Source organism: Agromyces sp. H66 (assembly GCF_004959775.1).
Classification (GTDB): Bacteria; Actinomycetota; Actinomycetes; order Actinomycetales; family Microbacteriaceae; genus Agromyces.
Map to the genome: position 1 here is coordinate 163890 of NZ_SJZG01000003.1, position 12041 is coordinate 175930.

Below are 12041 nucleotides of genomic sequence, written 5' to 3' on the forward strand. Positions count from 1 at the left end.
GGATGCCGCGGCCCGTCCTCCACGCCGATGTGCACGTCGCACGCGGCGGCCTGCACGTCGAGGCCGCGTTCGACGTGACGCCGGGGCATCCGCTCGCCGTCATCGGACCGAACGGGGCCGGCAAGTCGACCGTGCTCGCCGCGATCGCGGGGCTCGTGCCGCTCGACGCCGGGGGCGTCTCGATCGGCGACCGGGTGATCGACGGGCTGCCGCCCGAGGCGCGGCGCATCGGCGTGGTCTTCCAGGACTACGTGCTGTTCCCGCATCTCGACGTGCGCGACAACATCGCGTTCGCGGCCCGCATGCGGGGCGGCTCACGCGCGGCCGCCCGCGCCGCCGCCGAGCCCTGGCTCGAACGCTACGGCCTGACCCTGCTCGCCGAGCGGTTCCCCGCCGAGCTCTCGGGCGGGCAGGCACAGCGCGTGGCGCTCGCCAGGGCCCTCGCCGCCGAGCCCGAGGTGCTGCTGCTCGACGAACCCATGTCGGCGCTCGACGTCGAGGTGCGCGCCGAGATGCGTGACGAGCTCGCGACGCACGTGCGCGAGTTCGGCGGCGCCACGGTGCTCGTCACGCACAGCCCGGCGGATGCCGCGGCCCTCGCCGACTCGGTGCTCGTGCTCGAGGCGGGGCGGGTGACGCAGCGCGGCACGCTCGCCGACCTGCGCGCCGCGCCGGCGACGCCGTACGTGGGCCGGATGCTCGCGGCATCCCACGACTGAGCTCGTGCAGGAGAATTGCCGCGACAAGCTCCCACACGGCTCATCCGGCCGATTCTCCTTCACCAGCTCTGGCTACGGCCACCGGCTCTGGCTACCGCCACCGGCTCTCGAGGCGGCGCGCCGGGCGCTACGACCGCGGCGTGTCGAACCGCACGCCGCGCACGAGCCCCTCGTCGAGCTCGTTCCACGCATCGGCGTCGAACCGGAGCTCGGCGACCGCGCACGTGGCCATGTGCCCGATCTCGTCGGTGAAGCGGTGCACGAGCGACGTCATCTCGGGGTTGTGGCCGACGACGAACGCCGTGCCCACCGAGGCGTCGAGCTCACCGATGACGTCGAGCAGGCCCGCCGCCGAGGTCGCGTAGAGCCGTTCGTCGGCGACGATCCCGTCGCGGTCCATGCCCAGCGCCTGTGCCATGAGTTGCGCCGTCGTCAGCGCCCGTACGGCCGTGCTCGACAGGATGAGGTCGGGCACGAGTCCCTGCTCGGCGAGCCGCCGGCCCATCTTCGGCGCGTCACGGCGGCCGCGGTCGTTGAGGGGCCGCTCGTGGTCGTCGAGGCCCGGGTGATCCCAGCTCGACTTCGCGTGGCGCACCAGCACGAGGGTCTTCATCAGCGCAACCCGACCCCGGTCGCCACCTCGAGCACGCACAGCGCGGCGAGCCGCACGGTGCGGCCGTCGGGGGCGTCGGCCGTGGCATCCACCTCGGCGAGGTCGACCGACTCGACCAGCGGTGCGGCACCGGCCGCACGCGCCGCCGCTCGCAGCTCCCACGCCGAGATGCCACCGGGCACGGAGGCGGGGCAGCCGGGCGCCACCGACCGGTCGCACACGTCGACGTCGAGGTCGACGTGGACGGGTCCGCCCGCCGCGCCGGCGATCTCGAGCGCCTCGGCCAAGACGTCCGCGATCGGGCGCCGATGCAGCTCGTCGCGATGCACGACCGTGATGCCGAACTCCTCGGCTCGATCGGCGTAGTGGCGCGAATTCGCGAAATCGGCGATGCCGATCTGCACCACCCGCCGACCGTCGAGCCCGGCCTCGATCAGCCGTCGCACGGGCGACCCGTTGCTCACGCCGTCGCGAAGGTCGTAGTGCGCGTCGAGCGTGATGAGCCCGCCGGTGCGGAGCCGATCACCCCAGACGCCGAGCGCCACGGGCATCGTGAGCGAGTTGTCACCGCCGAGTGCCATGACGACGCTCGACCGCGCGGCGGCGGTCGCCGCCGCGGCGCGCACCCGGGCCTCCCCCTCTGGGCCGTCGGGCTCATCGACGTCGCCCGCGTCGACGAGGGTCAGCACGTCGAGGTCCTCGGCCTCCTCCCTCGAGTCCACGCCGCGATCGGGCATGAGCGCCGGGCTGTAGCGGGCGAGCGCCTCGCGGATCGCCGCCGGGGTCGCGTGCGCGCCCGTCGGCGAGAGCGACGTGCGCCAGGCCGGCACGCCGAGGAGTGCGAGGTCGGCGGTCTCCTCGGGTTCGAGGTCGGCGAGCGCGGGCCAGCCGCCCGCGCGGGGCCAGAGGGGGTCGTGCGAGAGCTTCGCCATGGTCATGACGCTAGCAATGCCGGATGTCGCAGGCCGAGGCACCCCTCGACCGCGATGTCTGCGATTCCAGACCAGCGTGCATGACCCGACCCTCAGCGCCCGGCGTGCCATGGACGCGGATCGGTGCGAACCAACCCGTACAGCTCCACGTCGTGGTTCCGTCCGTCGTTGAAGAACGCCCCGCGCACCAGCCCCTCGTAGCTGAATCCGCACTTCTCGGCGATGCGCTTGCTCGCGACGTTGCCGGGGGCGATGACCAGCTGGATGCGGTGCTGCTTCTTGCTGGCGAACAGGTAGTCGACGAGCAGCTGCACCGCCTCGGTCGTGTACCCGCGACCTGCGTGCACGGGATCGTAGAGCTGGTACGACAACTCGAACGCGTCCCAGTAGCCGACCGGGGGGAAGAACTCGATATGACCGACCATCTCGCCGTCATGGTTGCGGATGAGCAGTGTGCCCTCGTCGCGCTCCCAGAACCCGGTCTCGGCGAACCGTGCCCGCATCGTCGACTCGGACAGGACGCCCATGGGGAAGAACGCTCCGCGACTCCTGATGTCGACGTGCGCCTCGTAGAACCCAGGCAGATCCGCCTCGCGCACCGGCGTGAGCACCGTCTTCTCGCCCCTCAGCACTGGATCGCCCCTCGATGCGTACGCGCGCCGATGCAGCCATGGACCATGCGGATGCCGCTTTCAGACCGTCAGCCTGCGGGCGGTGGAGGCGGCGACGACGTCTCGTCGAGCGCACGCCGGATCTCGCGGTACTCGTCGGGCGTGATCTCACCGCGCGCGAGCCGTTCCTCGGCGATGGCGCGGGCGTCGCTCCGCGGCGGCTGTCCATGCGACGGGGGCGACCCGGGCGGCCCCGAGGAGCCCGACGTGAACGACCGCACCACCAGCACGACGAGCGCCGCGAGCGCGAGCAGTCCGAACAGGATCAGGATCCAGCCCCAGCCCATGCCGTAGCCGTAGTCCCACATCATGCAGCATCACCTCCGATGCCGGGCGGAGCGGAGCCGCTCCGCCTTCATGCTACGCCCGGGCCGCTCCGGGCGTCAGGCTCGAAGCGCCGCGAGCAGCTCGCGCTCGCGCTCGGCGCTGAGACCCGCGCCGCGCGGGCGGCCGAGCCCCTGCGCGACCTCCCATTCGAGCACGTCCTCGAGCAGGTCGTCGAGCGGACGCAGCCGGAGCCCGGCGGCCCGGGCGGCCGCGTTCGACCGGTCGAGGAACGCGTTCCACTCGGGGTCGATGATCCAGAGCGGCAGCGAGTCCGTCCCCGACCACTCGGCGACGCCCCGCTGCGCGAGCCACGCGGTCGGGGCCGCGACGACCTCGCCGCGGTGCCCGCCGATCGCCCGGGAGCGCTCGAGCCAGTCTGCGAACGTGATCCGGTCGCCGACCGCGTTGAACCGGCCGGTCAGCCCGCGTTCGACCGCGTCGAGCGTGAAGCGCACCAGGTCGCCCACGTGGATCGCCTGCACGGGAGCTTCGGGCATGTCGGGCACGAGCATCGGCCCGTCGTCGCGGGCGGCGCGCGCGACCCAGTACCCGCTGCGTCCCGAGGCATCACCGGCGCCCGCGATCAGGCCGGGCCTGATGACGAGCAGCCGATCGTCGAGCGCCTGGCGGTAGGCGAGCTCGATCGCCGACTTCGCCTCGCCGTAGGTCTCGGGCGTCGACACGTCGGCCTCGAGCGGCGGCATCAGGTCGGCGGCCTCGTCGGCCCCCGGCTCGTCGTGCCGGGCGTACACGTTCCCCGACGAGATGAACGTCCAGTGCCTGGCGTGCGGTGCGAGGTCGGCCGCGGCGCGGCGCGCGAATCCGGGCTGGCGGGTCACGTCGATCACGGCGTCCCATTCCCGGCGGGCAACGTCGTCGTAGGCGCCGGGCGCCGAGCGGTCGGCCCGCACCAGGCGCGCACCCTCGGCGACGCCGCCCGCCTCGCCGCGCGCGAGGCACGTCACCCGATGTCCACGGGCGAGCGCCTCCCGCGCGAGTCCCCGTCCGAGCCACTGCGTGCCACCGAGGATGAGCAGGTCCATGCGTTCATCCCAGCACGGGACGGATGCCCCGCGCCCGCCTGTTCTCGCAACGCGAACCCGCTCAGCCGGCCCCGCCCGCGACATCCGATCGCCGTCGCTCGATCATGCGGATGCCGAGCTTGCGCAACTCCTCGAACCAGAGCACGACGGAGGCCATGGCCGCGCACACGAGCCAGTGCTCGAGGTCGAGGCTCTGCGTGCCGAACGCCACCTGCAGCGGCGGCAGCGACACCACCGCGATCTGCAGGAGCACCGCGAGCGCGACCGCGCCCCACAGCCACCGGTTCGCGAACAGGGCGCGGAACGCGCTGGTGGTGGCCGAACGCGCGTTGAACGCCGTGAAGAGCCCGGCGAACACGAGCGTCGTGAAGCCCGCGGTGCGTGCGGTGTCGAAGGAGTCCGTGCCGCCCGGGATGAGTCCGCCCGGGAGGAAGATGTCGATGGTGAGCAGCGTGATGATCGAGATCACGAGGCCCGTGGTGGCGATGCCGATCCACATGCTCAGGTCGATGGCCCGATCGTGGATGCCACGTGGCGGGCGTGCCATCACGTCGTCGATCTCGGGGTCGACGCCCATCGCGAGCGCCGGTCCCGAATCGGTGACGAGGTTCATCCACAGGATCTGCGTCGCGAGGAGCGGCAGCACGAGCCCGTCGCCGCCCGCATCGGTGAATCCGAGCACCCCGGCGAAGACGACGCCGAGGAACACCGTCAGCACCTCGCCCATGTTCGAGAACAACAGGTAGCGCAGGAACTTGCGGATGTTGTCGAAGATCACCCGACCCTCGCGCACGGCGTGCACGATGGTCGCGAAGTCGTCGTCGGCGAGCACCATCTTGGCCGCCTCCTTCGTGACCTCGGTGCCCGCGATGCCCATGGCGATGCCGATGTCGGCGGACTTCAACGCGGGCGCGTCGTTCACGCCGTCGCCGGTCATGGCCACGACCTGGCCGTCGGCCTGCAGGGCGTCGACGATGCGCAGCTTGTGCTGCGGCGCCACGCGGGCGAACACCGACGCGGTGCGCACGGCGTCGCGCAACTGGTGTTCGTCCATGCCGTCGATGCGCGCGCCGGGCAGCGCGATGCCCTCGTCGTCGATGATGCCGAGGTCGCGGGCGATGCGGCTCGCGGTCGCGGGGTGGTCGCCCGTGATCATGATGATCCGGATGCCGGCGGCGTGCGCCTCGGCGATCGCCGGTCGCACCTCGGGGCGCGGCGGGTCGATGATGCCGACCACGCCCGCGTAGACGAGATCCTCCTCCGAGGACTCGTCGAAGGACGCGGCATCCGCTGCCTCGCCGGTGGCGGCGAGCTCGGGCGCCGGCCGGTACGCGACTCCCAGGGTGCGGAAGGACTCCTCCGAGAGCGCCTCCATGTCGGCCAGGCACCTGGCTCGCCGGAGGGGGTCGAGCGGCACGATCTCAGTGCCGACCTGCAGCCGCGTGCAGTGCCTGAGCAGCACGTCGGGCGCGCCCTTGCTCAGCACCACGAGGTCGCCGCTCTCGTGGCGGTGGGCCGTCGACATCATCTTGCGCTCGGAGCTGAACGGCACCTCGCCGACGCGGCCGTAGCGGGCCGCCTCCTCCGCGGTGCCGGCGAGCTTGCCCGCCGCGACGAGGAATGCCGCTTCGGTCGGGTCCCCCTCGATCTCCCACACGCCATCGCGTTCGGTGAGCTGCGCGTCGTTCGCGAGCGACCCGACGCCGATCACGATCTGCGCCTCGGCGCGCAGGGGGCCCTCGCCGAGCTCCGCACCCCTCGACATCGCGCGACCGACGGGTGCGTAGCCGACGCCCTCGAGGTCGACGGTGCCCGAGGCGGTGACGATCCGCTGGATGGTCATCTGGTTCGTCGTGAGCGTGCCGGTCTTGTCGGTGCAGATGACGGATGCCGATCCGAGCGTCTCGACGCTCGAGAGCTTCTTCACCACGGCATTCCGCTTCGCCATGCGCTGCACGCCGAGGGCGAGCACGAGCGAAAGGATCGCCGGCAGCCCCTCGGGCACGGCGGCGACGGCGAGCGAGACGCCGAGCAGCAGCACGGTCACGAGGTCGGCCGCCGAGTCGATGCCCTGCACGAGTGCGACCGTGATCATCACGACGATCGCGATGACGACGACGATGCGGCCGAGCATGCGACCGAGGTGGGCGACCTCGTTCTGCAGCGGCGTGGGCTCCTCCAGCGTCTCGTCGAGCATGGTCGCGATCGCACCCATCTCGGTGGACATGCCGGTGGCCGTCACGACCGCGCGCCCGGTGCCGCGGCTCACCGCGGTGCCCTTGTAGACCATGTCGAACCGGTCGCCGAGGGGCACCACCGCGTCGATCGTGTCGACCCGCTTCTCGACGGCCTCGCTCTCGCCGGTGAGCGACGCCTCGGCGATCCGCAGCGAGCTCGCCCGGAACAGGCGGCCGTCGGCGCCGACCTGGTCGCCCTCGGAGAGCACCAGCACGTCGCCCGGCACGAGGTCGGTGCTCGGCACGGTGCGCAGCTCACCGTCGCGGAGGACCGTGGAATGCGCCTGCGTCATCACGGCGAGCGCGGCCACGGCGCGCTCGGCTCGCGATTCCTGCACGAGTCCGAGCACCCCGTTCAGCAGGATGATCGCGAGGATCACGGTCGCGTCGATCGGCCAGCCCTCGGCGCCCTCGATGATCCATGCGATCAGCGAGATCACCACCGCGGCGAGCAGCAGCATGATCAGCGGGTCGGTGAACTGGGCGACCACCCGGCGCCAGAGCGGATTCCGCGCGACGCTCCGCAGCTCGTTCGGGCCGTGCTCGGCGAACCGGTCGGATGCCTCGGCCGACGTCAGTCCGCGTTCGGGGTCCACACCCATGACGCGCGCGACGTCCGCGGCATCCGTTCGCACCGGGTCGAACGTGTCGGCGGACGCTTCCCGAGGGCTCGTCATGCCTCCATCCTCGCAAGCTCCGGCGGGAGCGGCCGGAATTCCCTCGCCGATGCGGGAACAGATCGGCGAGGCGACGCGTTGTCGTGGGTGAGTGATACCCATAGGGGGTATTCGCGGACCGGGTGGCAACGGAGGAAGATCGATGAGCATGACCCGAGATGACATGCACGAGCACCACGACGGGCACACCGGGCACGAGGGCCACGACGCGCACTCGACCCCAGACGCGCACGCAGCCCACGACCCGGCCGGCCACGACATGGACGACGTGGCCGAGATGACCGACCACGCCGGCCACGCGCAGCACGGCATGTCCGCCCCCGGCGCACCCGCCGGCCACGACGCGCACGCCGGCCACGACATGGCCGGGCACGGCGGGCACGGCGGGCACGGCGACCATGTCGCCCAGTTCCGCCGCCTGTTCTGGATCATGCTCGTCATCGCGATCCCGACGATCGCATTCAGCCCGATGTTCGCCGCGATCCTGGGCTACTCCCTGCCCGACGCTCCACTGGTCTCGTGGATCTCGCCGGTGCTCGGCACGGTCCTGTACGTCTGGGGCGGGAAGCCGTTCCTCACCGGCGCCTGGTCGGAGCTGAAGGCCCGCAAGCCCGGCATGATGCTCCTCATCGGCCTCGCCATCACCGTGGGGTACTTCGCCTCACTCGGGGCGACGCTCGGCATCCTGCCGCACGACCTCGACTTCTGGTGGGAGCTCGCGCTCCTCATCGTGATCATGCTGCTCGGCCACTGGATCGAGATGCGCTCGATCGCGGCCACCTCGTCGGCGCTCGACGCACTCGCCGCGCTGCTGCCCGACGAGGCCGAGCGCGTGGTGACGGACTCGACCACCGGCCCCTCGGCAGGCTCGGGGACCGAGATCGTCTCGCCGTCCGACCTCGTCGTCGGCGACATCGTGATCGTGCGGCCCGGCGGACGCGTGCCCGCCGACGGCGACGTGATCGACGGCACGGCCGCGATGGACGAGTCGATGATCACGGGCGAGTCGACCACGGTGAGCCGTGGCCCCGGCGACCACGTCGTCGCCGGCACCGTCGCCACCGACACCGCGATCCGCGTACGCGTCGACGCGATCGGCGACGACACCGCGCTCGCCGGCATCCAGCGACTCGTCGCCGAGGCGCAGGCCTCGAGCTCGCGCGCACAGCGCATCGCCGATCGAGCGGCCGGCTGGCTGTTCTGGTTCGCGCTCGGCGCCGCCGCCATCACGGCAGCCGTCTGGTGGGCCATCGGACTCCCCGACGAGGGCGTCGTCCACACCGTCACCGTGCTCGTGATCGCCTGCCCCCACGCCCTCGGCCTGGCGATCCCGCTCGTCGTGTCGATCGCCACCGAACGCGCGGCCCGCGGCGGCGTGCTCGTCACCGATCGGCTCGCGCTCGAGACCATGCGCACGGTCGACGCGGTGCTCTTCGACAAGACCGGCACCCTCACCAAGGGCGAGCCGGCGGTCACGGATGTCGCGGCCGCGGCCGGTCACGACCTCGACGAGGTGCTCGCGCTCGCGGCATCCGCCGAGCACGACTCGGAGCACCCCCTCGCGAAGGCGATCGTCTCGCACGCCGGCCACCGGCAGCTCGCGCTGGCGGCGGCATCCGGATTCGAGGCATCGGCGGCGATCGGCGTGAGTGCCGAGGTGGGCGGGCGCACCGTGCACGTGGGCGGGCCGGGCATGCTCGCCCGCGAGGGCCTCGAGTCGCTGCCCGAGTCGCGGGAGTGGGCGGAACGCGGTTCCACCGTGCTGCACGTCGTGGTCGACGGCGAGGTCGCCGGTGCGATCGCCCTGGCCGACGAGGTTCGACCCGAGTCGAAGGAGGCGGTCGACGCCCTGCACGCCCTCGGATTGAGCGTCGTGATGATCACGGGCGACGCGGAGCCGGTGGCCCGCACCGTGGCCGGCCAGCTCGGCATCGATCGCGTCTTCGCGGGCGTGCGACCCGAGGACAAGGCCGCCAAGGTGCAGGAACTCCAGCACGAAGGCCTCTCGGTCGCGATGGTCGGCGACGGTGTGAACGACGCGCCGGCGCTGGCACAGGCCGACGTCGGCATCGCGATCGGTGCGGGCACGGATGTCGCGATCGCGTCGGCCGGCGTCATCCTCGCGTCGAGCGACCCGCGTTCGGTGGTCTCGGTCATCGAGTTGTCGCGCGCGAGCTACCGCAAGATGACGCAGAACCTGTGGTGGGCCGCCGGCTACAACCTCGTGTCGGTGCCGCTCGCCGCCGGCGTGCTCGCGCCGATCGGTTTCGTGCTGCCGATGTCGGTCGGCGCGATCCTGATGTCGCTGTCGACCGTGATCGTCGCGGCGAACGCGCAGCTGCTGCGTCGCCTCGACCTGCGACCCGAGGAGTCGACGCGGGCAGTACTCGAGCGCGCGAGCTGATCCCCGAGCTCCTGCAGGAGTGATCCCCGAGCTCCTGCAGGAGAATGGGCCCCATCCCCCGTCAGGGCGAGGATGGGGCCCATTCTCCTGCACTGGCGTGGCATCCGCTTCGCTCCCCGCTTCGCCCCCCGCTTCGCTCCCCGCTCTGGGCACCTGCCGCGTGGACGGGTAGCGTGCTGGTCATGGACGACTCGATCGCGGTGCTCGTCGCGGGCGCCGAACGCAGGCTGCTGGAACCCGAGGTGCGCCGAGACCCCGAATCGCTCGGTGAACTCCTGCACGAATCGTTCCGCGAGGTCGGCAAGAGCGGACGGCTCTGGACGCGCGACGAGCTCATCGACGTGATGACGGGCTCGGACGCGGTCGAGCTGCAGTCGGCCGTCGTCACGGGCGAGCACGTCGAGCTCGTGGCATCCGACCTCGCGCTGCTCACCTACACGCTCGACGCGAACGGCGAACGCAGCCGGCGCAGCTCGCTGTGGCGCATCGCCGACGGGCGCCCGCAACTGGTGTTCCACCAGGGCACGCCGCTCGGCCCCGGGGTGGCCTGAGCCGACGCGGGCGCATCGACGAGAGAAAAGTTCGCGCCCATGTCGATCCGGGACGTCTCCCGTTCGACGCCAGGGTGAGGCGGGCAGTTCGGCCCGCACCGACAAGGGAGAAGACGATGAAGTACATGCTGATCATGCGGGCCAACGAGCAGGGCCTCGAGGCGTACCAGGAGATGGACTTCAGCGAGGTCATCGCCGCGATGGGCCGCTACAACGAGTCCCTCATCAAGGCCGGCGTGCTGCTCGCCGGTGAGGGCCTGGCCGACGCGAAGGAGGGGTTCGTGGTCGACTTCGACTCGACGCCGCCCGTGGTCACCGACGGCCCGTACGCCGAGGCGAAGGAGCTCTTCAACGGCTTCTGGATCCTCCAGGTGTCGAGCAAGGAGGAGGCCGCGGAGTGGGCCAAGCGCTGCCCGCTCGGCCCCGGGGCCCGGCTCGAGGTGCGCCGCGTCACCGAGCTCGAGGACTTCCCGCAGGACAACGAGTGGATCCAGAAGGAAGCGGAGTGGCGCGCCGAGGCCGAGGCCGGCCAACTGGCACGACCGGCTGAGTGATGCACGCGGATGCCTCGGGCTCGGTCGAGTCGGCGTCCGACGCCGACGCCGACCGGGCCCGGCGCGCCCTCGCCGCCGTCTGGCGCATCGAATCGGCCCGCATCGTCGCCACGCTGACGCGCTTCGCCGGCGATGTCGGGGAGGCCGAGGACCTCGCCCAGGAGGCGATGCTCGAGGCGCTCCGTCAGTGGCCGGAGCAGGGCGTGCCGGACAACCCCGGCGCGTGGCTCACGACCGTCGCGAAGCGGCGCGCCATCGACGGCTGGCGACGCCGCGAACGACTCGACGACCGGTATGCGGCGATGGCGCGCGATCTCGAGCAGCAGGGCGGCGAGGCATCCGGCGACTTCTTCGATCCCGACACCATCGACGACGACGTGCTGCGACTGGTCTTCGTCGCGTGCCACCCCGTGCTCTCGCGGGAGGCGCAGATCGCGCTGACGCTCCGGATCGTGGGCGGCCTCTCGAGCGAGGAGATCGCGCGCGCGTTCCTCGTGCCCGTCGCCACCGTGCAGCAGCGCATCGTGCGGGCGAAGAAGACCCTCGCGGCGGCCAACGTGCCGTTCGCGGTGCCCGAGCCGCAGGACTACGCCGAGCGCCTCGGCTCGGTGCTGAGCGTGCTGTACCTGATCTTCAACGAGGGCTACCTGCCGGCCTCGGGCGAGGAATGGGTGCGACCGGATGTCTCGGCCGAGGCGTTGCGGCTCGCCCGCGTGGTCGCGAACCTCATGCCCCGAGAGCCCGAGGCGTGGTCGCTCGTGGCGCTCATGGAGTTCCACGCGTCGCGGTTCGCCGCGCGCGTCGGGCGAGACGGCACCCCGATCCCCCTCGACGAGCAGGACCGCAGCCGCTGGGATCGTGCGCAGATCGAGCGCGGGCGGATCGCCCTCGCCCGGGCCGACCTCGTCGGCCGGGGCCGCGCCTCGTACGGGCTCCAGGCGGCGATCGCCGAGTGCCACGCCGTCGCGCCGACCGCCGCCGACACCGACTGGGCGCGCATCGTGGTGCTCTACGAGGCGCTCGGACGCCTCGCGCCGTCACCCGTGGTCGAGCTGAACCGCGCCGTGGCCGTCGCGATGGCCACCGGGCCCGCGAGCGCGTTGCGCCTCGTCGACGAGCTCGAGCGCAGCGGCCGGCTGGCCGGGTATCCGGGGCTCCCCGCGGTGCGCGGCGAGTTGCTCGCCCGGCTCGGGCGCGCGCAGGAGGCGCGCGGCGAACTCGAGACGGCCGCCCGGCTCACCGGAAACGAGCGCGAGCGCGCGGCGCTCCTCGCGAAGGCGGCGGCCCTCCGCGGCTCCGCGGGTTGAGAGGCC

Annotated in this window: 11 protein-coding genes; 5 read left to right on the top strand and 6 right to left on the bottom strand. The window is 72.2% G+C overall.

Features of this window, described 5'->3' with window-relative positions; translation table 11 throughout:
• Positions 1-2 precede the first annotated feature (2 nt).
• Positions 3-719 (top strand): ATP-binding cassette domain-containing protein, encoded by a 717-nt coding sequence (locus EZM51_RS06580; RefSeq protein WP_136707454.1) that lies wholly within the window; start codon positions 3-5, stop codon positions 717-719.
• A 127-nt stretch (positions 720-846) separates the two neighbouring features.
• Here EZM51_RS06580 and EZM51_RS06585 read toward each other — a convergent pair whose 3' ends face one another.
• The 6 genes from EZM51_RS06585 to EZM51_RS06610 all read right to left on the bottom strand — a co-directional run bounded on the left by EZM51_RS06585 (position 847) and on the right by EZM51_RS06610 (position 7219).
• The gene (locus EZM51_RS06585; protein ID WP_136707455.1) at positions 847-1332 is read right to left on the bottom strand and encodes a histidine phosphatase family protein; all 486 of its coding nucleotides are present in this window, start codon (positions 1330-1332) and stop codon (positions 847-849) included.
• Positions 1332-2270, bottom strand: coding sequence for an arginase family protein (locus EZM51_RS06590; protein WP_136707456.1), 939 nt, complete (start codon positions 2268-2270; stop codon positions 1332-1334). The genes EZM51_RS06585 and EZM51_RS06590 overlap by 1 nt, the downstream gene beginning before the upstream one ends.
• 86 nt (positions 2271-2356) lie before the next feature.
• A complete protein-coding gene (locus tag EZM51_RS06595; RefSeq protein ID WP_169053810.1) occupies positions 2357-2896 on the bottom strand; it encodes a GNAT family protein in 540 nt (179 codons plus the stop codon).
• A 68-nt stretch (positions 2897-2964) separates the two neighbouring features.
• A complete protein-coding gene (locus EZM51_RS06600) occupies positions 2965-3246 on the bottom strand; it encodes an SHOCT domain-containing protein (protein WP_136707458.1) in 282 nt (93 codons plus the stop codon).
• A gap of 72 nt (positions 3247-3318) precedes the next feature.
• Positions 3319-4305, bottom strand: a complete 987-nt coding sequence (locus tag EZM51_RS06605) for an NAD-dependent epimerase/dehydratase family protein (RefSeq protein ID WP_136707459.1) — start codon at positions 4303-4305, stop codon at positions 3319-3321.
• A gap of 61 nt (positions 4306-4366) precedes the next feature.
• Entirely contained in the window at positions 4367-7219 is a 2853-nt protein-coding gene (locus EZM51_RS06610; RefSeq protein WP_136707460.1) for a cation-translocating P-type ATPase, read from the bottom strand.
• Positions 7220-7529: 310 nt separating this feature from the next.
• Here EZM51_RS06610 and EZM51_RS06615 point away from each other — a divergent pair, with 310 nt between their 5' ends.
• The 4 genes from EZM51_RS06615 (at position 7530) to EZM51_RS06630 (ending at position 12035) form a co-directional block, all read left to right on the top strand.
• Positions 7530-9623, top strand: coding sequence for a heavy metal translocating P-type ATPase (locus tag EZM51_RS06615; RefSeq protein WP_248305529.1), 2094 nt, complete (start codon positions 7530-7532; stop codon positions 9621-9623).
• 182 nt (positions 9624-9805) lie between these two features.
• Positions 9806-10174 (top strand): nuclear transport factor 2 family protein, encoded by a 369-nt coding sequence (locus EZM51_RS06620; RefSeq protein WP_169053811.1) that lies wholly within the window; start codon positions 9806-9808, stop codon positions 10172-10174.
• 116 nt (positions 10175-10290) lie between these two features.
• The gene (locus EZM51_RS06625; RefSeq protein ID WP_136707463.1) at positions 10291-10728 is read left to right on the top strand and encodes a YciI family protein; all 438 of its coding nucleotides are present in this window, start codon (positions 10291-10293) and stop codon (positions 10726-10728) included.
• Positions 10728-12035: an RNA polymerase sigma factor gene (locus EZM51_RS06630; RefSeq protein WP_136707464.1), complete on the top strand. Its 1308-nt coding sequence runs from the start codon at positions 10728-10730 to the stop codon at positions 12033-12035. Before EZM51_RS06625 ends, EZM51_RS06630 begins: the two co-directional genes overlap by 1 nt.
• Positions 12036-12041 lie beyond the last annotated feature (6 nt).